Origin of the sequence: Nonomuraea sp. NPDC049129 (assembly GCF_040648495.1) — a bacterium.
In the GTDB taxonomy this organism is placed as follows: Bacteria; Actinomycetota; Actinomycetes; order Streptosporangiales; family Streptosporangiaceae; genus Nonomuraea.
The window spans coordinates 351097-374928 of record NZ_JBEZDU010000008.1 but is presented as its reverse complement, the minus strand read 5'-3'; the positions used below and the strand labels follow the sequence as shown (position 1 = coordinate 374928).

The following is a 23832-nucleotide window of genomic DNA, read 5'->3' as shown; positions in this document are numbered from 1 at the left end:
CATGACATCGACCGACAGCATCCGGATGGGCGTGGTCCGCAGCATCCAGTACGGCCTGGTCGCCAAGCCCGACACGTTCGCCCCGCAGGCCCGCGACCTCGGCGCCGGACTGCTGCGCGTGTTCTTCTACTGGTCCCAGCTCGAACCCGAACCGGGCCAGTACGACTGGAGCGCGGTGGACGCGGTCCTGGACCAGGTCGACAACGACACCGAGCTGTGGTTCATGCTCTGCGCGGCCTCACCCTGGGGCTCGACCAGATCGACCGACCTGCTCCCCGGCTCACCGCCCGCCGACCCCGCCGCGTACGAGGCGATGCTGCGCGCCCTGGTGACGCACTGCGCGGGCCGCGTGCGCTATTGGCAGTGCGAGAACGAGCCGTGCATCCCGCTGTTCTGGGGCGGCACCGCCACCGAATATCTCGACCTGCTGGCCCTCTTCCACCGGGCGGTCAAGAGCGCCGACCCACGGGCCGACGTCGTGCTCGGCGGCTGCCCGCCCGGTGTCTTCCCCGCCCCCGAGACCCCTGATGAGGAGCGGGACTTCTTCCTGCGGCTCGTCGCCGAGGGCGCTTACGACGTCTTCGACATCCATCTGTACGGCGACCCGTACCTGATTCCCGACACCATCGACGACATCCGCACCGTGATGCGCTCGTACGGCCCCGAGAAGCCCATCCTGGCCGGCGAGTACAACGGCCCCCTCCTCCTCCAATATCCGGAGGTGATGGAGCACCTGGCCGACGTCATGAACTCCGGCGCCATGACCCCTTGGCACACGTTCACGACCGAGGACTTCAGGTCAGGCCGGGTGTCGGCCGCGCCCGCCCGTGAGGCGATGGAGCGGCTGTACGCGCGGATGAGCGAACTGCCGCCCACCCTGCAGATGTTCATGACGGGCTGCCCGCCGGAGCTGGAGGCCGAGCGGCATCGGATCAACGCGCGGGACCTCGTGGTGCGCAACCTCCTGGCGATGTCCTGCGGCGTGCGGCGCACGGTCTGCTGGCAGCTCGGCCCCGACCCGTGCGAGCCCGCGGACCATCTCGAGTTGCTGCAGTTGATGTTCTCGAAGTTCGTGCTGCTGGAGTCCGACGGCGAGACGCTCGGTGCCCGTCATCCGAGCGCGGACGCCTTCGCCGAGCTGGCCGCGCGCCTCGACGGCGCCGAGAGCGTCCGGCGGGTCGACGTGCCGGACGCCTATCTGTTCGAGGTGACCCGGCCCGGCCGCCCATCGCTTTACGTGACCTGGGTACGCGGCGCGGAACAGGACATCGAATGGCGAACCGCCCCTCACGGAAGCAGCAGCCCCCAGTAGAGGGCCCACGGGAGGAACACCGCCCCACCGGCGAGCAGGAGGCCGAGCCGTACCCTCTCTCCTCTCGCCACAGTGGCGCGGGCCCGGCGCCAGGCCAGCGCCGTACGGACGGTGGCGACCACGCAGGCCACCGCGAGAAGCTGCAGCACCAGCCAGATCACCGGGTGACCCGCGACCATGGGCCCGGGAGCGGCCAGCTTGCCACCGGTCATGACCACGTAGAACAGGTAGGAGAACGCCCCGAGCACCACCCCGAACCCGCCCGCGCTCACCAGCCGGGCGGCCCTGGAGACCGGCGCCTGGGAAGCCCGGCGAAGCCGCCGCGCCAGCGCGACCACCGGATAGGCGCCGAACCCGACCAGGAATACCAGCAAGGCCACGACCTGCATAAAGGCCGACTCCCACCAGGCCGGAGGATCCATCGGAATGGTCAGCGACGCCTGCGTGGGGGCCGGTCCATTCGTCTGAGCTGTGGGCAGCTTGCCGCCGGTCACGTCCTTCACCCAGGAGCCGACCAGATCGGCGTAGCCGGGGGCGAGCTCCTTCAGCCGGGTGACGCCGCCGTCAGGGGTCTGGTGGGCGGCATGATCGGCATCGGGGAAGAACTGGAAGGTGTAGTGCCGATTCCCGCCCGCTTCGAGCGCCCTGGCGAACACCGGCGGGGTTTCCTTGGGCGGGGTCAGCAGGTCGTTCGTGCCCCAGATGCCGAGGACGGGCTGGCCTACCTTGGCGATGGTCGGCGCGGGATCGTAGTAGGGCTCGGGAAACATGCCGCCGTCGGCGATCACCGTGTACAGCTTGGGCTCGGCCCGCTCGACGAGCGACCCCGACACCCCCGCCTTCCGCAGCCCGGCCGCCACCGCCCAGGTCTGCTGCCGCAACGGCGCCAGCCCGTTGGCGCCCACGAGCACGATGAAGGCGACCTCCTTCGAGCGAGAGGCCGCGATCGGCACCACCCAGCCGCCCTCGCTGAGCCCCCACAGCCCGACTTTCGCCGGATCCACGCCCGGCCGCGTACGCAGCGCGGCCACGGCGCCGAGCGCGTCGTCGGCCAACTGCGAGTAGGACCGGGTGAAGAGCGAGTAGCCCTCGGACCGCTTGTCGTAGATCAGCACGGACAGCCCCCGGCGGGCGAACTCGACCGCCTCCCCCAGGAGCTGCTTGCGGGGCGTTCCGGTGCCCGCGCCGTGCACCAGCACGATCCCCGGCCGGTCGGCCTTCGCCCCAGCCGGGGTCAGCACCGTGCCGTGCAGGGCGAGCCCGCCGCCACCCCGGAAGCTCACCTCGGCCGCGCTCAGATCAGGGGGTACGGCGAGCGGGGATGGTTCGGTCACCGCGACAGCCGGCGGGACGAGCAGGCACAGGGCCATGGCCGCTGCCGCCGCTCCAGCAAGAATCCGTCTCATATGCCGAAGCTACTCTGCAGAGACATCTCGGCAAAGGCTTCTCTGCAGATATCGTTCGGCAGGAGGATAGGCTGCTCCTCATGAAGGATGACGAGGCGTTCACGCTCGACGACCCGGCGCGGCTCAAGGCCCTCGCCCATCCGATGCGCCGGCTCATGCTGCGCCACCTCAACGTGCACGGCCCCGCCACCTCGACCACCCTCGGCGAGCTCCTCGACGCCAAGACCGGAACGACCAGCTACCACCTGCGCCAGCTGGAGAAGTACGGCTTCATCGAGGAGATCCCCGAACGCTCGACCGGCCGGGAGCGCTGGTGGCGCCGCGCCCCCGACGCCCCGAGGGACATGCGCGTGCCCACTTCGGACCAACTCGCCCCCGAGGACCGCCCGGTGCTGGCCGAATTCCACCGGATCGGCATGGACGAGGACCGCGTGCTCTTCGAACGCTTCCCCGCCGCCTACCAACGCGACCCGGACTGGGCGAAGGCATCACGCGGCCTGGGCCGAATGACGAAGCAGGAATTCGCCGAGTTCTACGAGGAGTACATAGCCCTGCTCCTGAGGTACAGCCACCGCGCCGAGGACGCACCCCCAGACGCCCGCCCTCTGTACATCCGCCTCTTCGCCCTCCCCGCAGACGAGGATTGACCAAGTCCTCGCCAAGACAACTCACCTGCGGGCACGACGTGGCGGCATGTGCTTGTCGTACCTGGGGCTGATCCGGAGTGGCACCGGCTCTCGTACCATGACCCTGTGCGCGGTCTCATTCGTTCGGTGTGGGACGAGCCCCGCCCTCCCAACCCCGCGCCGCGGGGGTGGCGGGACTGGGCGCTGGTAGGGGTGTTGGTGGCGGTCGCGGTGCTCGAAGGAGTGCTGCGGCCGGATCTTCCGTGGCGGGCCCTCTCGGTGATCGTCACTGTCGGGCTGGCGACGACGTTGTTGTGGCGCCGCAGCAGACCGTTGCTGACGATCGTGATCGCCTTCGGTGCCATGACCCCGGTCCCCTTACTGACGGGCGGCTACTCGCCAGAGACGTACACCATGGCGTTTCTGCTGTTGCTGGCCTACTCGTTGTTCCGGTGGGGGTCCGGACGCGAGGCGGTAATCGGGTCGACGATCATCCTGGTCAAGATCTGCTTCTCGATGGTCTCCGACTACCCCGGTCCCAGCGATGCCGTCGGTGGGGTCACCGTGGTGTTCCTGGTCGGCGCCCTGGGCGTGGCCTTCCGCTATCGGGCCAAGGCCAGGATGCGCGAGCTCGACCAGGTCAAGCTGCTCGAACGCGAACAGCTGGCCCGCGACCTGCACGACACCATCGCTCATCACGTCTCGGCGATGGCCATCCGCGCGCAGGCCGGCCTGGCCACCTCGGCGTCGCGGCCGAGCGCCGCGACCGAGGCGCTGCAGGTGATCGAGGCGGAGGCGGCGCGCGCCTTGGCCGAGATGAGCGCCATGGTGCGCGTCTTACGCCGCGACCAGCCGGCCGGCCTGGCGCCCGGGCGGCGCGTCGCCGATCTCCGACAGCTCGCCGGTCCAGGCGGCTCCGGTCCCTCCGTTGACGTGGAGATCTCGGGCGATGTCGACGATCTGCCCCCCTCGGTCGGTGCCGCGATCTACCGCCTGGCCCAGGAGTCGGTCACCAACGCCCGGCGCCACGCGCGTCACGCCACCCGCATTCAGGTCCGCCTGACCGCCGACGACACCTCGGTGCACCTGCGCGTCAGCGACGACGGCGACGGTAGCCTCATCCGCCCGGCCGCGTCGCCGGGTTACGGACTCATCGGCATGATCGAACGCGCCGACCTGCTCGGCGGCACCTGTGTCGCCGGCCCGAACCCCGATCGGGGCTGGAGCGTGACCGCCGTACTCCCTCGAACCGGATCGGCCCCATGAGCATCCGCGTGATCGTCGCCGACGACCAGGAGATCGTCCGCACCGGCCTCATGATGATCCTCGACGCCCAGCCGGACATCGAGGTCATCGGCCAGGCCGCCGACGGGCGGCGAGCCGTCGAGCTCGCCCGGCGCCTACGCCCTGACGTGTGCTTGTTCGACATCCGCATGCCCGTCCTTGACGGCATCGAAGCCACCCGGTCCCTGGCCGGCCCGACCGTCGAGGACCCCCTGGCGGTCGTCGTCATCACCACGTTCGACCTGGACGAGTACGTCTACGCCGCCCTGAGAGCCGGTGCCCGGGGTTTTCTGCTCAAGAACGCCGGCGCCGACCTGCTCTCCCAGGCCGTTCACGCCGCCGCCAACGGCGACGCGCTCATCGCCCCCAGCATCACCGCACGACTGCTCGGAGCCTTCACCCGCGCCGGGCCCGCCGCACCACCGGTCCACCCCATCGAGGCGCTCACCGAGCGAGAAGAACAGATCCTGACCACCGTGGCACGTGGCCGGACCAACAGCGAGATCGCCGACCAGCTGCATATTTCCCTCAGCACCGTCAAATCCCACATCGCTAGCCTGATGGCCAAACTCGGCGCCCGCAATCGCGTCGAGATCGCCATGTGGGCGTATGAGACCAACCGCATCAAGAACTAACTCGGCGTGGATCGGCCGCTCGCCTACGGATGATCCATTCGGCCACGGCGACGTTGATCACCCATCCAGCGCCCATGAGCAGTCCTCTGGGCAGCTCGCCAGGTGTGCCGAAGAACAGGAACCACGGCAAGTGGGTCAGCGCCTGCGTCCCCGCGCCCAGGGCGATCGCATACCCGCGTATCATCCAGGCGCGGTGCCGGGCGAAGTCCCGCCGCCGGATCGCGGCGAGGCCGAGGCTGAGGCACAGGAACATGGCCGTGCCGAACACGAGCCGGAAGCCGGTGACGAGATCGCCATCCCCCTCAGGGCGGGGATAGAACAGGGTCATCCACAGGCCCGTCAGCGCTACGACGAATCCGCATGGCACCAGCACCCGCCCGGCGACGCGATGCCATCCCGGCCTCCGGCGGCGGAACCCGGAGGCGAACTGGAAAGCCCCCAGAAGGCTGTACACACTGACGCTGATGATGTGCAGCACCACGGGCAGGGGCATCGCGAAGAACCGAGCGTTCTCCGACGTGATCGCCGCACCGCCGGCCAACTGGGTCAGGCGGAAGGCACCGGCGGCTATGGGAATGGCGCTGAGCAAGATCAGCCCGGCGGGCACGAGCCATCCTGCCCGCCTGGCTCTGCGCCGATCATCCGTCGGCCTGCTGCCTTGAGAGGATTGCCGGAACGGGGGGCGTACCGTCGTGATCTCGTCGCTCATAACCCCGATTGTGCGGACTGAGGCGGTGGCGGCTCATCGATAGAACGGCCCGTTCTGAGCTGGCCGATCGTCCGGAAATCAGGCGTACTTTCGGCTGATTGGCGGGCCCGGGGTGCGGCACGTGTCCGCGCCGCACCCCCAAGCGCCTGCCCCCGCAGGCTAGGCGCGGCCCCCGTCCTTGATGGACACGATCGAAGCGGTCTGGAACCTCTTGTGGCCCTTCCCATCGGACTTGACCACCGCTGTGTAGTTCTTGTACGTCCAGCCGAGGCTGTACTTGATCTTCAGCTTGCGCTTGTTGCCGCACCGGTTGTGCCAGTACACCGTCACGGAGGTGTTGCCGTCTCCCCAGGACCAGGCGAAGCAGCCACTGACACCGCGATGGACGTCCGCCGCAGCCGGAGCGGCGCCAAGGCCGACGCCGAGTCCGGCGACGACGACGGATGAGGCGGCGACGACGGCGACTCGGGTACGCAGGCTCGCCATACGAGAACTGGTGGACATGAGAAATCTCCTCCTCTGGAATGATGCGGTCACTTCGCTGAGGCGAGGCAGCTGAGGACGACGCGCTTAGGAGAGATGCGCTTGGGGGGGCGCCGGTGCCGCGCGGGTGTGTTCGCCGAGGAACCTCCGCCACGATGCCATCAGGGGGACGGGGCCAGCCAGCGATCTTTGTCCAAGGCTGCTCCACGGGGCCGACGCTGGACATTGGACAAATCACGCCCGGACGTCGACCTGCGGTGATCTGAACTGATCGTTGACTTGTCGCGTCAGATAATTTGGGAGGGCACTGCCAGATGCGGAGGAATCGGCAGTGTCACGAGTGAACGGAGGGAAGAGTGAACGGGGGGAAGTGGGGCCGGGGTGCAGGCTCAGGATCGTAAGCGTCGAGGACGGCAGCCGATACGTCCTGATCCGGATTCGGGTGCGGTGGGCGCCTTCGCCGACCGGCTCCTGAAGCTGAAAGAGGAAGCCGGCGATCCCTCGTACGCCGAGATGTCCGCTCGGCTCGGCGCGGCGGCCTCGAAGTCGTCGCTGGCCAGCGCGGCCCAGGGGCGGAAGTTGCCGAGTTGGGAGACCGCGTGGGAGTTCGTCCGGGTCCTCGCGGTTGATCGACTGGGGCGTGATCCCGAGGAGACCGAACGGGAGTGGCGGGAGCTCTGGGAGCGCGCGAAGGCGGTCCCTTCGCCTGACGACACCGACACCGACACCGTCGACGGAGCGGCGGCCCCCATGGCGCACGACGACACAGCGGAGGCCGGCACGGCGCACGACGACGGAGCAAAGGCCAGCACGGCGCACGACGACGAGCCCGCGCCAGCGCCGCCGACCACCGCAGCCGAAGCCGTCAAAGCTCCAGCGCCGTCCGCGCGGCGGAACCGCGTCCTCGTCAGTGCCATGATCGCGGCTGCGATCATCTTGGTCGGCCTGACCGGCTTCTACCTGGCGACGACCACGGGCCAGGATGATCCCCCGGCGCGCACGCCCGCGAAGGATGACTCCGCATTCGTGGGTGACATCACGTACCCGGACGGCTCGGAAGTGCGGCCGGGCTCGTCGTTCAAGAAGGTATGGCGGATCCGCAACATCGGGACCACGTCCTGGGCGGGCAGGCGTCTGGCTCGTATCAACACCGGGCCCTGCCGATCCCCCGAAACGGTGCCCATCCCGCCGACCGCACCGGGCCAGACCGCGGACATCTCGGTACAGGTCCGCGCTCCGGACAAACCCGGCAACTGCCGCATCTACTGGAAGATGACCGATGCGCAGGGCCAGGAGCTGTTCCCGGACAAGCGGCCGGTGTTCCTGGACGTTCGGGTGAGCGCGCCCTGACTGACCTGCCGGTAAGGCGCTCTCAGCCGTCGACCGGCTGCCACTCGACCGGACGGTCGATACTCATCACACTCGGGGTGCGCGCTCTGACGTGGAACACGGTTTCGAGGCCGCTGCCCCATGGCGGCGCCGGTGAGGAGAGACGCATGCCAAGCCGCCACATCCATCTCGTCGGCAGCTATCCGGCAGCCGACACGCGCCAGGCCATGACGATCGTGGCGGACGTGGCGGGCCCGTATCTACGGGCGTTGGCGGACGGGGAGGTCGGTGCCCGCCGCAACTGGATCACGCACATCATCGACGGCCTCCGCGAGCATCCGGACATCGAACTGCGGACCGACGGCAACTGGTCCGGCTACGACAACCGCCCTGTCTTCAGGGTGAAGCGCGGACACCGGCTCACCTCCGGCTCTATGCGCCTCGGCCACGCGGCCGCCGCTGGGGAAGGCTACGAGGTGTTCAAGGAGATCCGCGCGTCACACCGTCTTGACGGTGTGTCGTTCCAGGTCGGGATCCCCGGCGACCTGGACCTCGCGCTCTTCGCCTTCGGCCCGGCGAGGGCGTTCACCCGCCGCCGGACTTTCCGGGAGGCGCTCGCCCGTGAGATCCGGGAGATCGCCGGGTGGGGCGGCCACGACGTACTGTTCCAGCTTGAGGTGCCCGTCGAGCTGGTCATGGTGGCGGGCGTTCCGAAGCCGCTGCGGACGGCGACCGCGCGCTCGCTGGTCCACGGCATGGTGAAGCAGGTCGCTACCGCGCCGCCTAACGCTCGCTTCGGCGTCCACCTGTGCGTCGGCGACCTCAACAACAAGGCGCTGAAGCGATTACCCACCGTGACGCCGGTGGTGTCCATACTCAACGCGCTTCTACGGGCCTGGCCGCAAGGCCGCCCGCTGGAGTACGTCCACGTCCCGCTCGCGGCGGGCGACCAGCCGCCGCCGCTGGAACCTGGCTTCTACCAAGATCTGGAATCCCTCGCCGCGTTGCCTCCGGACACCAGGTTCGCCGCCGGCCTCGTCCACGAGGCTCAGGAAGTGGACGACCAGCGGAAGATCCTCCGCATGGTGGAGAGCATCCTGTCTCGTACGGTGGACGTCTCCCCCGCCTGTGGCCTGGGCAGACGTTCGCCGCAGGATGCCCGGCGCGTCCTGGAAAGGGCGGTCGCACTGGCCGAATCATGATTCCGTGGTGGAAGGGATGCCCCGCCTTCCGCATCGCCGCCCCCGAACCGGCACTTTCCGACTTTTCCGGTGGCTGGATGAACCTACGAGCCCCGCGCCGCCGTACCCCTTTCTGAGCGGGCCGGTTCATCCCACGGCCCGCACCTCCCCCCGCACCCGATAACTGCCCGATCGAGTGTCCCGACCGAGGTGTCGACTCCGTCCACGGATGCCCCAACCGGCGGCATCCCACGCGGCCCACATCCCATGCCGCACAGACGAGTCGACGCCGACCGAGGGACGCCGGCATCGGGCGATCGGGGGCGGGGGTTCACGCGCTAGCCCTGCGGCTGAGCCACCGGCGTTGTGGGCCGAGAGCGGATCTTCGCCAGTGCCCGGGTGAGGTCCCGCGAGGACAGGTAGAGCTTGAACATGATCGCGGCCTCGAAGACCAGTAGGAGGGCCGCCGTGCCGACGGTCACCGGCACGATCCACCCGGTGAGCGGGCCGACGATGAACACCGCCATCTGGAACTCGATGCCGCTGATCAGATGAGCTCGGACGCGGTGGTCGCGCAGCCAGTCGCGGATGCGGATGTACCAGGCGAAGTGCGCGCGGAAGTTCTGCTGCAGGTCGACCGAGTCGGCGGAGCGGATCTCTCCCGATTCGAGACCCGTCTCCTCCAGGTCCGGACTCTCCAAGCGGACGGCCGGGACGCCGGTGACCTGCTCGATCGCGTCGTCCAGTTTGCGGCGCATCTGGCGGCGTACCTTCGCGATCTGGAGCGCGTCAACGTACCGGAGCATGTCGAGGAAGACGACGAGCATGCCGAGGACGAGGTAGAACTCCTCACCGGTGCTCTCGAAGCGCCCCCACATGAGCGCCAGGGCGCAGGTGAGCACCCGGATGCGGTCGAAGACGTAGTCGAGCCAGCCGCCCAGCACGGTGCCGGTGCCCTTGAGCCGGGCGATCTTGCCGTCCACGCAGTCCAGCACGAAGCTCAGGTGATACAGGACGGCGCCGGCGGCCAGCCATGCCCAACCGTCGGCCATCAGGAAGCAGCCCGCCGAGCCGAGCCCGAGTAAGAAGGCGCCCCAGGTGATCTGGTTCGGCGTGATGGCGGTACGGTTCGCCAGGCCGACCACCAGACGACCGGCGAGCGGATCGACCAGGAACACCGTCCACCAGGCGTCCCGCGCCTTGTAGGTCAGCGTGCGCACGTCGTCCAAAGTGAAGGTTGTCACTGTGCGGGCCCTTCGTCCGTCCATCCGATTTGCTGATATGCGATGAAAGAGCCAATTTCGACGTCCCGGCCGTCGGCCACCCGGCTGACGCTCCTCGTCTCCGTGGCCAGCGGCAGTCCGCTCTCCGCGTCGATGACGAGCCGTTCGTCGCTGAGGCGGCCGTCCCTCATCACCTGGTAGCTCAGGGCCTGACCGGCCCGGCCGAGCGGGTCGGTGACCGCGCCCTCCGGCTTCATGCCGGGCATCGAGGCCAGGATCTCGTACGCCGAGGCGCGCACCTCGGGCGAGACCGGCAGCCCGGTGATGATCTCCAGGCAGCTCTCGCGCAGCTCGGCCTCCATCTCGCGCCCGACATACGCGCCGTTCTCCCGGGCGATGTGGGTCACGAGGAAGGCGCGCAGCGCCGTGGGGTCGCTCGGGATCGTACTCAGGGCCGTCCAGCTGACCAGTTGCTTGGTCAGGATGCCGTCCGCGTTCCGCCACCCGACGCGGTGCGGTCCGCCCTGCGGCGGACCGGGCGCCGCCTCCACCAGCGCCTGCGGGGAGACGCGGCCCAGGCCGGTCACGTCCACCGGGTACTGCCAGCGGCTCGGCGACCCGGCCGTTCGCCAGGCAGCCTCGTCCTGGGGTGTCGCCGGTCGCGCGCCGAGGTACCGGCCGGTCCAGCGATCCTGCGCGCTGTTCTTCCTGGTGAGCCAGGTCTGACGGGTGGACTGGCGCTTGACGACGTACCGGCGGTCGGGAGAGAGGATCAGCTGCCCGGTCACGACGCTGGTGCGCCAGTAGGCGCCGTCGGAGGGTGCCGTGGCCATCGCGATCGCGGCGGCGAGCAGGATCTGCCTGGCGGTCGGCGGAGCGGAGGCGGACACGGCGGGAACGGGCGAGAGGTCGATCAGCGAGTTCGAGGGCACGGCCACGGCGAGCGCCAGCGCGACCGCCGACGCCGCCCCGATCAACCCGTTACGGACCGGCGCCCACCACCGCGACCGTCCTGCTCTTCGCGTAGTTCGAACCGGTAGGCGTTGCGGAGCTTCCGGTACGCGCTGAGGGGCTTGAGGTGGCGCGGCCAGCGCCGCCTGCAGCCTGGCCCGGCCCGAGTCGACGACCTCGGAGGAAGGCCCGGGCATCGAAAGGAGATCGCGTACGGCGGCCAGCTCGTCCGGGCGGTCGTTCAGCTCATCCATCGAACCCTCCGATCATCGGATTGACGCCGCCCAGGGCTCTGCGGAGCTTCTTACGCACCCGGTTGAGCCGGGAGCCGACGGTCCCGAACGGAATGCCGAGCGTCTGCGCGACCTCCTCATAGGTGAGGTCGGCGAGCGCGACGAGGAGGAGCACGTCGCGATCACCGGCGGAGAGACGTCCAAGCGCTGTCGCGAGCCGCCCCTGTGCGTTCGCGGCGGCTACTCTCGCCGTCACCCTGTCCTCGTGCCCGTCGTCTGCCACTTCGCCGGCAGGTGCCCGCTGAAAAGCCTCCAGCCTGCGCGTTTCGCTCCTTCGATGCTGAGCGAGCAGGTTGGTGGCGATCCCGTACAGCCAAGGCCGTACGGCACCGCGAGCGGAGTCGAACGTCTGCCGTTTCCTGAACGCCACCAGGAACGTCTCGGCGGCCAGATCATCCGCGATCTGAGTGCCGAGCCGTCCGGAGACGTACCGGTGTATCTCTTCGAAGTAGCGGTCGTAGAGCACGGCGAACGCTTCCGGGTGGTGCCATGACCGCTCGATGAGCGCGGCGTCATCGTCTGTCACGGGCACGTCCGGGGGAGCGGCCATTCGCATGGTGTCCCTTCTGTGGGGTACACCTCTATTCCGCCGAAGCCCCGCCTCCTCTTCACACTTCTTTCAAAATCAACACGAAGTTTCCCGAAATATCCCCTGGCGTCCCTTAAATGCCTGTACGGCGGGCCCCGCTCCGCAGCTCGGACTTTTACCCGCGCTTGCCGATCGAGCGGTAGGCCGGGCGACAGCGCGGTCCTATGGTCGCGTCCATGGCCTCTCCTGAAGAGAACGAGCGGGAGCTGATCCTGCGGGTGGCGACCAGGCTGTTCGCCGCGCTCGGCCACGACGGCGTCTCCATCGGTCAAATCGGTGAGGCCGCCGGGCTGACCACGGCCGCCATCACCCCGCTTTTCCCCACCAAACGCCACCTCTATCTGGCGGTCATGGAGCGCGCTCAGCAGCTCCTCTCGGCCGTCATCTACAAGAGAGCCGGCGAGCTGAAGGCCGCCGCACCCGAGGAGCGGCCGACCGCCCTCCACCGGTTCATCGACGGTTACATCGACCTGTGCGTCGAGCATCCCGAGGTTCCCGCGCTGTGGATGCACCGATGGCTCTCCGACGCCAGCGACATCGAAGAGCTGGAGTCACTCTCCGCTCAGCCGCTGGCCCAGTACGCCGTCGACAGCATCACCGCCCTGGCGGCGCCCGTGCACGCCGACGCGCAGTTCACCATGTACACGATGGTCTGGTGCATCCAGGGGTTCTCAGTGAGCGGGATCCTCGACACGACAGGACAACGCCGCCACCCCGACGACCCCGACGCACTGCGGCGCTTCCGCGCTCACATGCACCAGCTGCTCGACCGCCTTCTCGACCTCACGCCTTCCGCCGAGTCACCGTCCGACAGCTGATCCGGCCGAAGCTCATTAGGCTGACCGTGTGACACCGAAGGCCGCCGGACAGGGGACAGCGTTGCGCGCGGACGCCGCGCGCAATCGCGCACGGGTGCTGCGAGTCGCCCGCGAGCAACTGGCCGCAGGTGACGACTCACTCCAACTCAACACCATCGCCCGGCTCGCGGGGGTGGGCGTCGGGACCGTGTACCGGCATTTCCCCAACCGGCACGCGCTGCTGGAGGCGCTGTCGGCCGAACGCTTCCAGCAACTCGTCACCGAAGCGCAGAACGCGGCGGCCGACGAGGATGTCCTCGCAGGCCTGCACCGCTTGCTGCGGTTCACTCTTGGACGCGCGCTGGACGACGCCGGGTTCGCGGCCGTGCTCGAATCCGCCGGCGACGCCGGGGCACAGACCTCGGAGATGAAGATCGAGCTTGACCGGGCCCTTGAGGAACTGCTCGATCGCGCCCGCGCCGCCGGCGCCGTCCGGCATGGCCTGGAGGCGGACGACATCCGCCGCCTGCTCTGCGGCGTCCAGCACGCGGTCCGCTCCGGTGACGGCGACCCCAAGTACGCCGAGCTCTACCTCGACGTCCTCCTCCAGGGCCTGCGCCCGTCACGCTGACGGCCCGTTCCCCTCCCCTAACCGGATAACTATCCGCTTGTGCTACGGTACGCGAAGAGAAACGGATAGCTATCCGATTAGGCGATGAGGGGTGGGACCGTGGACCGACGGGCGGTAGTGACGGCGGGGACCGGCGGAATCGGCTTGGAGACCGCGATCGGGCTGGCGGCGGCCGGTTACGCGGTCACGGTGGTCGGCCGGAGCGCCGAGCGCGGCGCCCAAGCGATCAAGCGAATCGGCGCCGCGGCGCCCGGAGCGGAGGCGAGGTTCGTGGCGGCCGACCTCGCATCGCTCGACGCCGTACGAGCGCTCGCCGCCCGACTGGCGGCGGAGGGACCGCTGAGCGTTCTGATCAACAACGTCGGGGCGATGTTCGCCGACCGGCAGCAGACGACGGACCGGATCGAAGCGACGTTCGCCGTCAACCACCTCTCCCCCTACCTGCTGACCGAGCTGCTGCTGGCACCACTCCAGGCCGGCGGGCCGAGCCGAATCGTGAACGTCACCTCCGGCTCTATCAGGGTCGCCAAGCGCACCTTCGCGGCGGTCGAGCCGCCTGGCGGCTACTACGGCTTTCACTGGTACGGCCGGGCGAAGCTCGCCAACCTCGCGTACACGCTGGACCTGGCCGAGCGACTGCGAGGCACGGGCGTCTCGGTCTTCGCGGCCGATCCAGGCGGCGCCGCCACCGACATGACCGACGGCACCATGAGCTCACCCAAGATCGTCTCGCCGGGCCTGCGCCTGCTCTGGCCGCTGGTCCGCCGCACCTTCGAACGCGCCACCTCCGGCCCCGCGTCCGTGGCGGCCCGGCCATCGATCCTCGCCGCGACCGACGCCTCACTAGACGGGCAGACAGGCCTGGTGATCGGACCCGACACCCGACCCGTCGCCCCCTTCCGCGCCAGCCGCGACCCCCGGACGGTCCAGGCCGTCCTCAGACTCAGCCGGCAACTGGCTCCCCTCACCTGAGCTTCGCGACCTTGCCCCTCCGCCGAACTCGTCTGGCAAAGGGCGTCCTGCCAGACTGCGGGCGCCGGCTATCCGTCGCCCGCGCGCAGCACCTCGCTCAGCCGCCGACGGCGCCGCAGCGCCGACTCGATCGGCACCACGACGGCGACCGCCACCAGCAACGCCATGGCCACCAGGCCGAGCCGCCACCACGGCAGCACCAGGGCCGGGTCAGCAGCCTGCCCCGTGAGCAGCCGCAGCGCGAGCGAGCCGAGCATCAGGCGGGCGAGCAGCACCCCGAGCAGTGGACCGACCACGGCGGCGACCATCACCGGCGGCAGCAACTCCCCCGCGGCGATCCACCGGGCGTCCCGTGGCCGCAGACCGAGGGTGCGCAGCCGGGTCAGGGTCTGCCATCGCTCCGGCGCGCTCGCGGAAGCGCCGAGAGCCAGACCCAGCAGCCCCAGGGCCAGCAGAGTCGCGGCCGAGACCCACGCCAACGCCAGCAGCCCTGATGTCAGCGGCGCCGCGCGGCGGGCGCGCAGCACGTCCTCGCGCAGCACGGTGTGCGCGTCGACGCCGCTCGCGGCGACCGCCCGCGCCGCTCCCGGGCCGGTCACCCACACCGTGTTGGGTACGGAGGGCATGCCCGCGGCCTGGAGGGTGGCGGCGTCCACGAGGACGACGTCACCGGCGTCGCCGATGGCGGGTGCCGTACCGACGGCGGTGAGCCGGATGGCCGGAGCACCGTCCCGGAGCAATTCCAGCCGCATGCCTGGCCGCAGACCGCCGTCGCCGGAGCGCACCAGGGCGGGCACGTCCCCGTGACCGGTCGCCCCGAGCCGGGCGAGCGCCGGCGCGTCCGGCAGCGGGGTGGCGGCGAGCAGCCGCCGGAACGCGGAGGCGTCCACGATCACCAGACGCGGAGCGACGACCAGTGAGTCGGCGACGACCCGCGCCCGGTCGGTGACCTGCGCGGCGACGGCCTGCCGGACTCCCGGAGCGGCGGCGATGCGCCGGGACAGGGCGGGCGTGGAGGCCGCCGCGGCGGGGACGACGTCGAGGCGGGCATCGGCGCCGACGGTACGCCACGCGCCCTCGGCCAGGCCGTCGCCGGCGGTGGCGTCCAGGGTGAACGCGAACGACGCCAAGGCGGCGGAGGTCACCAGGACCAGAAGCGGCAGCGCACGCGCGGACGTCGCGACCGCCCGCGCGGTGCCGAACACCGCCAACGGACGGCGTGAGCGCAAGGCCCGCTTGAGCACCAGGCCCAGCCCTGCGGGGAGTAGCCGCAGCAGGACGAGCGTGCCGGCGAGAACGCCAAGAACGGGCGCGCTCGCGGGCAGCGGCCCGCCATCCCCCAGCCCGAGCCCCGGACCGGCCACGTCGCCGCCGGGAGCGGGGGCGGCCGGGAGGATCCCGCGCTGGTGCAGCGCCACGAAGGCGGCCACCGCGGCGATCAGTACCGCGGCCTCAAGGGCGGCGCGGCGCAGTTGGACGGTGTGACGGGCCCAGCGGCGCGCGGTCCGGTTGGCCGGGACCCGCCGGTCGCGGGTGGCGCGGGCGGCGGCGAGCGTACCGAACACCGGGCCGGCGACGACGGCGGTGAGCACCACGGGGACCACCCACTCCCAGGAGGCGCCCGGGACGACCGCGCGGGACAGCGCGAGCCCGGCCGCGGCGGCCGTCAGCGCCACCACGGCGGACTCGACCAGCAGCTCGGCACCGAGCGTCGGCAGGGCCGCCCCCCGTTGCCGTGCGGCCTCCAGCGCCGGGGCGCGGCGGCGCACCAGCAGGTCGGCGGCGAGCAGCAGGACCAGGACCGCGACGGCCAGCACGCCGGTGAGCAGGACCGACGCCTGCGCGGACGCGGCGCCGACCTGGGTTCGGATGTTCCGCAATACGCCGTCGAGCCCCGTCTCCCACTTCAGGGAGCCGTCGAGGGCGCCGGAGGAGCCGGAGGTCGCCTTGAGCGCGACCACCTTCGCGGAGACCACCTGGGCGGAGTCCCAGGTGATCCGGTTCGGGTCGGGGGTGAACCGGACGACGCGCCGTAGCGCGTCCTGGTCGAAGGCGAGGCGGGCGTCGGGCAGGGAGTCGGGTGACAGCAGGCCGGCGAATCGGGTGGAGCCCACACCATCCGCGCCGGAGACGGGACGCAGCAGCGCGGGAGCCGTCCGCCAGGCGGGATCGGTACTGTCCGTCGCCCGGAAGATGCCGCTGACCAGGACCTTCTTGACGGCTCCCGCGTCGTCCTTGAGTGGGATGCGCGCGCCGGGACGCAGCTTGAGCGCGTCGGCGTCCGCTTCCGAGAGACCGACCTGCACCGGCCAGGGCGCCCCCGTGACGGGAACCTCGGCGTGGTTGTCCGCCTCGCGGACGACGGACCGGGGCGGTCCGCCCGCGATCCAGGTCACCTGCGGCCCGCTGCCGATGCCGTTCCGGTGCGAGCCGCCGTCGGCGCCGTTCACGTGCGGGCCGCCGTCGGCGCCACCGCCCTTCGCCAGGTAGGCGAGCTGGAAGGTGCGCAGCACGCTGCCATCAGTGATCTTGAGCGTGGGGCTGATGACGGTGGCGACGGGCGGACGCAGCGCGGCCCGCAGGCCGGGTCCGAGTTCGTCCGTCGCCCTGTCGCGGAAGTCGCCGACCTCCTCGGCGAGCCGGGGAGCGCGGACGCGTCCGCCGTTGGGCCCGTCATCGCGTTCCATGCGGGCCTCTACAAGGACGTCGCCGTCGCCACCGGCGCGGCGGACCCCGTCCTGTACGGCCTCGTCGGCGGTCGCGCGCAGCAGCGGCGGTACGACGCCGGCGAGCAGAGTGACGGCCGCCACGACCGCGGCGGCCAGGAGCAGCGACCCGATGTCGGCACGGGCACGCCCACGGACGCTGGGCCAGTGCAGGGCGGGCGGCCACCAGCGACCGACCGGCCACAGGCCGGCGCGCCATCTCACGGCACCACTCGCGGATGCCTCCCGAGGCCGTGCCCGCATGCGCCTCATGACACCACCCGCAGATGCTTCACGACCCGTGTCCGCATGTGCTTCACGACGCCACCCGCAGGTACGCGACGTCGACGCGGCGGGCCTGTACGACGACCACGGCGGTCACCGCGAGCGTGCACCCGGCCAGCAACAGGGCGAGCAAGCCGACCTCGGTGACCCACGGCCAGACGGGCAGGGCGGCAGGCACGGGGACGGCGCCTGTCTCGGAGCGGACGAGCAGAGGCGCGACGACGCGGGTGGCGAGTGCGCCGACGGCCGCGCCTGCCGCGAGCAGGGGCAGCAGGACGCCGACGTGCTGGCCGAGCAGTACGGCACGTACCTCGCGCCGGGTCATCCCCAGGCCCCGCAGCCGCGCCACCTCGAGCGCCCGGGTCCGGAGGTCGAAGGTCACATGCAGGACGACGCCGGCGAGCAGCAACAGGACCGTGGCCGGGACGAGCAGCCGCAGCGCGGCCGGCAGTCCGGCGCGCAGGGGGCCCCCGGTGAGGCGGGCGGTCTCGGACGCGCGCGTGGTGACGGCGCCGAGGCGGAGGGCGGCGACGCGTACGGCGGCATCGGCCCGGGTGGGGTTGCCGACCCACCAGGCGTCCACGGGGAAGTCGAGGTTGCCGCTGACGACGAGGGCGCGGGAGAGGACGTCCGAGTCGGCCAGGATCGCCGCGGCGCCCGGGGCGGCTGGAACCGTGGGCAGCACCTCGGTCACCCTGACCGGGACGGGGGTGAGTCCGACGGTGAGATTGAGCCGGGAGCCGCGACGGGCACCGACCTCGTCGGCGAAACGGGTGGAGACGGCGACGGGCACCGGCCCCGTGGCCGGGAAGGCGGTGGCGACCAGGGTTCGGGCGGCGTCCGGGGGGCCTTTGAGTCCGACGGTGGTCGTCATTTTCAGCTGAACACCGGCCGGGGTACGGGCGAGGGCGACGGCCGGATCGCCGAGTTGGCCGGGGGCGGGCTCGACGGAGGTGGCGCTCCACGGTGACCCGGACGCCACACCGGTGGAGGCTGGGGCCTCGGGCACGGTGAGGGTGACGGCGACGCGGCTGTCGCCGGCCCCGGCCGGCAGCTCGGCCAGGGCATCGGAGTAGCCGAAGCCGACGTTCCCCAGATCGGGCGCGAACGGGAGAGACACCGCGACCAGCCGCAGCCCTTCGACGGTCGCGCAGGCTGGCAGCTGATGCGCCTTGCCGTCGAGCGGGATGGGCGCGCCGTCGCAGGGTGTCCGTAAGCCGGTGGCGTCCTGCAGCAGCAGCCGCGGGGTGACGGTGAGCGGGGTCGTGCTGGTCGCCTTTCCAGTGCCGGTCGCCTTCCCACCGCCGGTCGCCTTTCCGGCGAGGGTGAGCACGGCGCCTTTCGGGACGGGGACGCCGGTGGCGCGGGTCGGCGGCGCGAGCGCGGCGCCCACGTCCGTCCACCTGCGGCCATCGTTCAGCCGACCGCGCAGCAAGTACTCGGCGCGGGTGGTGTCGACGGCGACCAGCCGCGGTACGTCGCCGGCGTTGCCGAGCCACTGCCCGACGGCGACGCCACGGTTGGTGGCCGGGCTCACCGCGCCTCCGGTGGCCGCGCCGACAGCCGCGCCCTGTCCGGCCTCCGGCTGCGCGGAGAGGGTGAGAGCGAGATCGGTGCCGACGGCCAAGTCGGCCTGGTCATGCTGGGAGCGCTGCCACGTGGCGTCGAAGCCGACCCCGAACGTGGCGGCCGCGCAGGCCAGGCCGATCAGCAGCCCCGCGGCCACCGCCTGCGGCCGACGGGCGGCTTCGAACGCGGCCAGCGGGAGCGTCAGCCCACGGGCGCGGCGCGCCAGCCGCTCGACGCCGCGCAGCGCGGGCACCACCAGGCGCAGCGCCAGCGCGGAGCCGGCGGTGAGCAGCAGCGCGGGAGTGAGCACGCGGATGGCGTCGACGGAGGACCCGGAGCCGGTGGGCTGATCGCGCAGCTGCCACCAGCCGGCGACGGCGAACGCCACGAGCAGCACATCGGCCCCGGAGCGGGCCAGCAGTTCGCGCCGGTGGCGACGGTCGCCGACCACGGGCGTGGGCCGCACCGAGAGAGCGACGAGCACCGCCGCGAGCGCCAGCGCGCCACCGGCGACCGCGAGCACATGGACGCCGGTCACGACCGGATGGACGGCGAGCCCGGCCTCCGCCAGCGGCGGCAGGTGAGTCAGACCGGCGTGCAGGACAGAAGAGGCGGGGATCGCGAGCGCGGCGGCCAGAACGGCAAGTGCGCCGGCCTCGACGACGGCGGCGGCGGCGAACTGCCCTCGGCTGACGCCCAGCGCCGACAGCAGAGCGGTCTCGTCAGCGCGCACGCCGGCGGTGAGCCGCCCGGCGAGGGCGAGGGCGGTCGCGGTCAGGACGATGCCGAGGACAGCGACGGTGAGTACGGCCGCAGCGGTGACCTGCTGCTGGTCGCGGGCGGACAGCAGGGTCGACGGCAACCGGGAGGCGACGCGTTCGATCCGCACCCGGTCGCCGAGAGTACGCGCCAATATGCGGTCGGCGCCGAGAACCGCCTCGGCGACGGTGTCGAGGCCGCGGCGGGTGGGGGCGGACAGGTCGGGATGGGCGGTGATCTCCAGCCGGTCGATGGTGGAGCCGCCGGCGAGCAAGGCGGCGAGATCGACGATGAACGGCCCGTACGCGTGGACCGGCCGCACGGAGCGACCGTCGCGGTAGGCGAGGTCGTAGCCGGTGGCGGCGAGGGGGTCGCGGTCCCAGCCGGTACCCGGCAGCGGGCGTACGACGCCGACGATGGTTACGTCGACCGTCCGGGCGGGGTCGTCGCCCAGCTCCGCACCGAGGCGGACGCGTCTGCCGAGGGTGAGGCCGAGCAGCCGCGCGGTGGGCTCAAGCACGACGGCCTCCAGCGGCACGACACGGCGGACCGCGTCGGCCTTCGGCGGCACGGCGGGGTGCGCCGCGTCGGCCGCGCCCCGCGGCCAGCGTCCCGTGACCAACGCGGCGCGAGCCGGCAGATCCTCCACGCTCGACAGGTAGGTCTCAGCGGGTACGCCGTCGCCACCCGCCCGCGTCGTCGGCAGCGACCGCATCACCGACGACGCGCGCGCGGCCGTCGTCGCGGCGAACGGAGCCAGCGCCGAGGTCAGCACGCGGCGGGTGTCGGCGGCGACGGATCGCGCGTCCGGTCCGCGGATGGTGACGGTGTAGGCGGTGACGTCGACCTGGTCGGGAGTTGCGCGGGACGCGGCGGCCTCCAGCGCCTGCTCGGCGGTGCGGGTAACGAGGAGTGCGCAGGCGCCCAGCAGCGTGGGGCCCACCATGGCGACCGCCAGGAGGGCGGCCAGCAGCGGCCACTGCGCGCGGGCTCGGTGGGCGAGCAGCCTCAGCACGTGCGGCTCTGGACGATCACGAGGCTTCCTGCCCGTCCAACGGCCCACGTTCCTGGACGATCATGAGGCTTCCCGCCCGTCCAGCCGCCCGTCGTTGATCTGGATCACCCGGTCCGCCAGCGCGAGCATCGTCGGGTCGTGCGTGGACACCAGCGCCGTCACGCCCTCGGACTCCACGACTCCGCGCAACAGCGCCATCACCGACAGACCCGTCTCGGCGTCCAGCTGCCCGGTCGGCTCGTCGGCGATCAGCAGCCGGGGAGAGGCGGCCAGGGCCCGGGCGATCGCCACCCGCTGCTGCTGACCGCCGGACAGCTCACCCGGACGCTGCTGGGCGTGGTCGGCCAGGCCCACCAGCTCCAGCAAGAGCTCGACCCGACGCTCGCGTTCCGCCGCCGGGAGGCGCGCCAGCCGTAATGGGGCGCCGACGTTCTCCGCGGCCGACAGCACCGGGATCAGGCCGAACGTCTGGAACACGTAGGAGACCTTCTCCCGCCGTAACCGGGACAGGCCGTCCTCGTCGAGGGCTGTCACGTCGGTACCGTCGACGAGTACGGTCCCGGAGTCCGGACGGTCCAGACCGCCGATGACGTTCAGCAATGTGGTCTTCCCGGATCCGGACCGGCCGATGAGGGCCACCATGGTGCCCGCGGCGAGGTCGAACGACACGTCCCGCAGAGCGTGGACGGCGGTCGGCCCGCTGCCGAAGCGCCGATGGACGCCACGCACGGCGAGCAGCGGCCTGTCGGCCGGACCGGCGCTCACGCGGATCCATCGAGGTCAGGGCGGATCGCGACGTGATCGGCCGCGTCGAGATCAGGGCGGACCACATCGCGATCGGGTCCGTCGAAGTCGGGGCGGATCGCGACATGATCGGCCTCCAGCGCCAGTCGGACCCGTCTGGTCAGCGCCAATGCCTCCCGATAGTCGCGCGGCACCTGGACCCGTCCGGCACGGTCCATCACGGCGTACTCCTCGGCGATCATGTGCGTGTCGCCGTCGGCGCCGGTGGCGGTGCGGCGTAGTACCTCGCTGCTGGTGCGTCCATCGCGGATCGCCACGGTCCGCTCGACCTGGCCGCTGACCGCGGAGTCATGGGTCACGATGACGACGGTGACGCCGAGCCGGCGGTTGACCTCTCGTAACGTCCCGAAGACCTCGGCGGAGGTGGCGGTGTCCAGCTCGCCGGTCGGCTCGTCGGCCAGCAGGACGCGCGGCTCGTTGGCGAGGGCCACCGCGATGGCGACCCGCATCTGCTGCCCGCCGGACAGCTGCGCGGGACGCCGGTCGGCGCAGTCGGCGACGCCGAGGGCGCTCAGCAGTTCGGCGGCGCGGGCCCGGCGCCTGCGGGCCGGTGTGCGGGCCGCCGTCATCGGCAGGTCGACCATCTGCCGCGCGGTCAGGTAGGGCACGAGGTTGCTGGCCGTCTGCTGCCGGACGAATCCGACAGTACGCCGCCGGTAGTGCACACGATCGGCCCGGGACATCGCCAGCAGGTTCCACCGGTCGACGCGCGCCCGCCCGGCGGTGGGGGCGTCGACCCCGGCGAGGATGGACAGCAACGTCGACTTGCCCGACCCCGACGCCCCGACGACGGCGACCATCTCGCCACTGTCAACGAGCAGGTCCAGCCCTTGTAACGCCTGCACCTCGACCGACCCGGACTGGTAGATCCGCACCAGGCTCTCGCAGACGATCAGCGCGTCCCGCCCGAACTCCGGCGCCTTCTGAGGTGGCTGCGGCAGGGACAGCGGCTTGATGGACATCCCCCTCCTCCGGACCGGAGTCGCGCTCATCTCTGGCCAGACTCTATAGAGTCCCCATCCGCCCGGCCAACAGGCTCTCGTGAGCGCTCACGCCCCGCGAAGGAGCCGTGACGGGTTGCCCCGAACCGCGGTCCCCAATCGTGCACCCGACATCACTACTGCTACTTTTGTGCCCTTTAGTCCCATAGTGGTTAGAGGTACGGAAAGTGCGACGGTACGGCTGGACGATCAGCGCAGTCACGGCAGGGTGTCTGCTCGCAGGATGCTCCGCCCTGCCCGCCCTGCCGGGCATGGGCGGCACGAAGGCGGACCCTGCCGCGACGGGCGAACCCAGCGCGAGCAGTGCCCCGAAGCCGGCTCGGGCCGTCTCGGACCAGGAGGCCACCTCGGTCCTCGCGGACTACGTCAAGCGCAACAACGCCGCCAACAAGGCCCGGAGCGACGAACTCCTGGCCGGCTACGAGGGCGGCTCCAGCTTCGCCATCGACAAGGCCAGCTACGCCTCCAGCCGCATCCTGCGCAAGACCATCAAGTACCAGCCGTTCGGCTACACGGGCGCCGCGTTCCGCGCGCCGGCCGCCGGGCAGCAGCCCTGGTTCCTGGCCACGGCACACTGGCAGCGCAAGCCGACGACCTCGAAGGAGCCGACGTACCTGCTCTTCGCCCGGCAGGGGGACGGCTGGCGGCAGATGTACTCCCCCGACACCTTCGACGGCACCACCACCGATGAACTGCCCGCGATCGCCGCTGACGCCTCGGGCGTCGCCACGGCGGTCGGCCCCACGGACGGAACCGGCCTGCTGATGTCGCCCGCCGACTTCGCGAAGAAGTACGCCGCCCACATGGTCGGCAAGGGCACCGCCGCCGACAAGAGCCTCTTCGCCGCCGACAGCATCACCACCGGGGCGGCGAAGACTCGCCAGAGGATGAACCAGTACGCGCGCATCTCGTCCACCGCCCGCCCGGCCACCCGCTATCCGTCGTACACGCTGCGCACCACCGACGGCGGAGCGCTGACCTTCACCACGATCGAGCGCACGATCCGCTACGACGTGCGGCAGGGCCCGGAGCGTAACTACGTCTTCCAGAAGGACAGCGGAATCCTGCGCGGCAAGTACTACACGTACATGACGATCACCGATCTGTTCCAGGTCGCCGCCCACATCCCCGCGAAGAGCGGCAAACCAGACCAGGTCAAGGTGCTCGCCAACTACTCCGGCCTCGTAGCGGGCAGCGGCCGCTGACCCCCGGTCAAGCCTCGGCTCGCCGCTGTGAAGGCCCGGCCGGTGAGCCACGCGATGCCGGTGAAACG

At 71.2% G+C, this 23832-nt stretch carries 20 protein-coding genes; 10 read left to right on the top strand and 10 right to left on the bottom strand.

Annotation, left to right across the window (positions count from 1 at the left end; translation table 11 throughout):
- Position 1: 1 nt before the first annotated feature.
- Positions 2 to 1312, top strand: a complete 1311-nt coding sequence (locus AB0B64_RS27360) for a hypothetical protein (protein ID WP_358180538.1) — start codon at positions 2 to 4, stop codon at positions 1310 to 1312.
- Here AB0B64_RS27360 and AB0B64_RS27355 read toward each other — a convergent pair.
- Positions 1288 to 2718 carry a prolyl oligopeptidase family serine peptidase gene (locus AB0B64_RS27355; protein WP_358180535.1) on the bottom strand — a complete coding sequence of 477 codons (1431 nt, stop codon included), beginning with the start codon at positions 2716 to 2718 and terminating at the stop codon, positions 1288 to 1290. The two genes, AB0B64_RS27360 and AB0B64_RS27355, sit on opposite strands and share 25 nt — an antisense overlap.
- 80 nt (positions 2719 to 2798) lie before the next feature.
- Here AB0B64_RS27355 and AB0B64_RS27350 point away from each other — a divergent pair, with 80 nt between their 5' ends.
- The 3 genes from AB0B64_RS27350 (at position 2799) to AB0B64_RS27340 (ending at position 5263) form a co-directional block, all read left to right on the top strand.
- Positions 2799 to 3365: a helix-turn-helix domain-containing protein gene (locus tag AB0B64_RS27350; RefSeq protein WP_357954794.1), complete on the top strand. Its 567-nt coding sequence runs from the start codon at positions 2799 to 2801 to the stop codon at positions 3363 to 3365.
- Between the two features lie 105 nt (positions 3366 to 3470).
- Positions 3471 to 4610 carry a histidine kinase gene (locus tag AB0B64_RS27345; protein WP_358180532.1) on the top strand — a complete coding sequence of 380 codons (1140 nt, stop codon included), beginning with the start codon at positions 3471 to 3473 and terminating at the stop codon, positions 4608 to 4610.
- Positions 4607 to 5263 carry a response regulator transcription factor gene (locus tag AB0B64_RS27340; RefSeq protein WP_357954790.1) on the top strand — a complete coding sequence of 219 codons (657 nt, stop codon included), beginning with the start codon at positions 4607 to 4609 and terminating at the stop codon, positions 5261 to 5263. The genes AB0B64_RS27345 and AB0B64_RS27340 overlap by 4 nt, the downstream gene beginning before the upstream one ends.
- Here the strand turns inward: AB0B64_RS27340 and AB0B64_RS27335 are convergent.
- Positions 5253 to 5972 (bottom strand): DUF2306 domain-containing protein, encoded by a 720-nt coding sequence (locus AB0B64_RS27335; RefSeq protein WP_358180529.1) that lies wholly within the window; start codon positions 5970 to 5972, stop codon positions 5253 to 5255. The two genes, AB0B64_RS27340 and AB0B64_RS27335, sit on opposite strands and share 11 nt — an antisense overlap.
- A gap of 159 nt (positions 5973 to 6131) precedes the next feature.
- Complete coding sequence (locus AB0B64_RS27330; RefSeq protein ID WP_357954786.1) at positions 6132 to 6476, bottom strand: hypothetical protein; 345 nt, start codon at positions 6474 to 6476, stop codon at positions 6132 to 6134.
- A 426-nt stretch (positions 6477 to 6902) separates the two neighbouring features.
- Between AB0B64_RS27330 and AB0B64_RS27325 the strand changes: the two genes are divergently transcribed.
- Together AB0B64_RS27325 and AB0B64_RS27320 are read left to right on the top strand one after the other, a co-directional pair.
- Positions 6903 to 7805 carry an NBR1-Ig-like domain-containing protein gene (locus AB0B64_RS27325; RefSeq protein ID WP_358180526.1) on the top strand — a complete coding sequence of 301 codons (903 nt, stop codon included), beginning with the start codon at positions 6903 to 6905 and terminating at the stop codon, positions 7803 to 7805.
- Between the two features lie 146 nt (positions 7806 to 7951).
- On the top strand, positions 7952 to 8986 hold the full coding sequence (locus tag AB0B64_RS27320) for a hypothetical protein (protein ID WP_358180523.1): 1035 nt from the start codon (positions 7952 to 7954) through the stop codon (positions 8984 to 8986).
- A 317-nt stretch (positions 8987 to 9303) separates the two neighbouring features.
- Here the strand turns inward: AB0B64_RS27320 and AB0B64_RS27315 are convergent, their stop codons facing one another.
- From AB0B64_RS27315 to AB0B64_RS27305, 3 genes are read right to left on the bottom strand one after another with little or no spacing between them, the layout of a single operon-like run.
- Positions 9304 to 10209 (bottom strand): CDP-alcohol phosphatidyltransferase family protein, encoded by a 906-nt coding sequence (locus AB0B64_RS27315; RefSeq protein WP_358180520.1) that lies wholly within the window; start codon positions 10207 to 10209, stop codon positions 9304 to 9306.
- Positions 10206 to 11393 carry a CU044_5270 family protein gene (locus tag AB0B64_RS27310; protein WP_358180517.1) on the bottom strand — a complete coding sequence of 396 codons (1188 nt, stop codon included), beginning with the start codon at positions 11391 to 11393 and terminating at the stop codon, positions 10206 to 10208. The genes AB0B64_RS27315 and AB0B64_RS27310 overlap by 4 nt, the downstream gene beginning before the upstream one ends.
- Positions 11386 to 11958, bottom strand: coding sequence for an RNA polymerase sigma factor (locus tag AB0B64_RS27305; RefSeq protein WP_357954776.1), 573 nt, complete (start codon positions 11956 to 11958; stop codon positions 11386 to 11388). The genes AB0B64_RS27310 and AB0B64_RS27305 overlap by 8 nt, the downstream gene beginning before the upstream one ends.
- 239 nt (positions 11959 to 12197) lie before the next feature.
- Here AB0B64_RS27305 and AB0B64_RS27300 point away from each other — a divergent pair, with 239 nt between their 5' ends.
- The 3 genes from AB0B64_RS27300 to AB0B64_RS27290 all read left to right on the top strand — a co-directional run bounded on the left by AB0B64_RS27300 (position 12198) and on the right by AB0B64_RS27290 (position 14421).
- Positions 12198 to 12839, top strand: coding sequence for a TetR/AcrR family transcriptional regulator (locus AB0B64_RS27300; RefSeq protein WP_357954774.1), 642 nt, complete (start codon positions 12198 to 12200; stop codon positions 12837 to 12839).
- 28 nt (positions 12840 to 12867) lie between these two features.
- Positions 12868 to 13449: a helix-turn-helix domain-containing protein gene (locus tag AB0B64_RS27295; protein ID WP_358180514.1), complete on the top strand. Its 582-nt coding sequence runs from the start codon at positions 12868 to 12870 to the stop codon at positions 13447 to 13449.
- Between the two features lie 99 nt (positions 13450 to 13548).
- On the top strand, positions 13549 to 14421 hold the full coding sequence (locus AB0B64_RS27290; protein WP_358180511.1) for an SDR family NAD(P)-dependent oxidoreductase: 873 nt from the start codon (positions 13549 to 13551) through the stop codon (positions 14419 to 14421).
- Positions 14422 to 14489: 68 nt separating this feature from the next.
- Here AB0B64_RS27290 and AB0B64_RS27285 read toward each other — a convergent pair whose 3' ends face one another.
- From AB0B64_RS27285 to AB0B64_RS27270, 4 genes are all read right to left on the bottom strand, one after another.
- Complete coding sequence (locus AB0B64_RS27285) at positions 14490 to 17351, bottom strand: ABC transporter permease (RefSeq protein ID WP_358180508.1); 2862 nt, start codon at positions 17349 to 17351, stop codon at positions 14490 to 14492.
- Between the two features lie 91 nt (positions 17352 to 17442).
- Positions 17443 to 20754 (bottom strand): FtsX-like permease family protein, encoded by a 3312-nt coding sequence (locus AB0B64_RS27280; RefSeq protein WP_358180505.1) that lies wholly within the window; start codon positions 20752 to 20754, stop codon positions 17443 to 17445.
- Positions 20755 to 20814: 60 nt separating this feature from the next.
- Complete coding sequence (locus AB0B64_RS27275) at positions 20815 to 21519, bottom strand: ABC transporter ATP-binding protein (protein WP_357954764.1); 705 nt, start codon at positions 21517 to 21519, stop codon at positions 20815 to 20817.
- Positions 21516 to 22520: an ABC transporter ATP-binding protein gene (locus AB0B64_RS27270; protein WP_357954762.1), complete on the bottom strand. Its 1005-nt coding sequence runs from the start codon at positions 22518 to 22520 to the stop codon at positions 21516 to 21518. The genes AB0B64_RS27275 and AB0B64_RS27270 overlap by 4 nt, the downstream gene beginning before the upstream one ends.
- A 206-nt stretch (positions 22521 to 22726) precedes the next feature.
- Between AB0B64_RS27270 and AB0B64_RS27265 the strand changes: the two genes are divergently transcribed.
- Complete coding sequence (locus tag AB0B64_RS27265) at positions 22727 to 23764, top strand: hypothetical protein (protein WP_357954760.1); 1038 nt, start codon at positions 22727 to 22729, stop codon at positions 23762 to 23764.
- Positions 23765 to 23832 lie beyond the last annotated feature (68 nt).

Excerpts from the sequence above, each read along its gene's own strand:
- AB0B64_RS27360 (WP_358180538.1), top strand. The coding sequence starts at position 2 with ATGACATCGACCGACAGCATCCGGATGGGCGTGGTCCGCAGCATCCAG.
- AB0B64_RS27355 (WP_358180535.1), bottom strand. The coding sequence starts at position 2,718 with ATGAGACGGATTCTTGCTGGAGCGGCGGCAGCGGCCATGGCCCTGTGC.
- AB0B64_RS27350 (WP_357954794.1), top strand. The coding sequence starts at position 2,799 with ATGAAGGATGACGAGGCGTTCACGCTCGACGACCCGGCGCGGCTCAAG.
- AB0B64_RS27340 (WP_357954790.1), top strand. The coding sequence starts at position 4,607 with ATGAGCATCCGCGTGATCGTCGCCGACGACCAGGAGATCGTCCGCACC.
- AB0B64_RS27335 (WP_358180529.1), bottom strand. The coding sequence starts at position 5,972 with ATGAGCGACGAGATCACGACGGTACGCCCCCCGTTCCGGCAATCCTCT.
- AB0B64_RS27330 (WP_357954786.1), bottom strand. The coding sequence starts at position 6,476 with ATGTCCACCAGTTCTCGTATGGCGAGCCTGCGTACCCGAGTCGCCGTC.
- AB0B64_RS27320 (WP_358180523.1), top strand. The coding sequence starts at position 7,952 with ATGCCAAGCCGCCACATCCATCTCGTCGGCAGCTATCCGGCAGCCGAC.
- AB0B64_RS27310 (WP_358180517.1), bottom strand. The coding sequence starts at position 11,393 with ATGGATGAGCTGAACGACCGCCCGGACGAGCTGGCCGCCGTACGCGAT.
- AB0B64_RS27300 (WP_357954774.1), top strand. The coding sequence starts at position 12,198 with ATGGCCTCTCCTGAAGAGAACGAGCGGGAGCTGATCCTGCGGGTGGCG.
- AB0B64_RS27270 (WP_357954762.1), bottom strand. The coding sequence starts at position 22,520 with ATGTCCATCAAGCCGCTGTCCCTGCCGCAGCCACCTCAGAAGGCGCCG.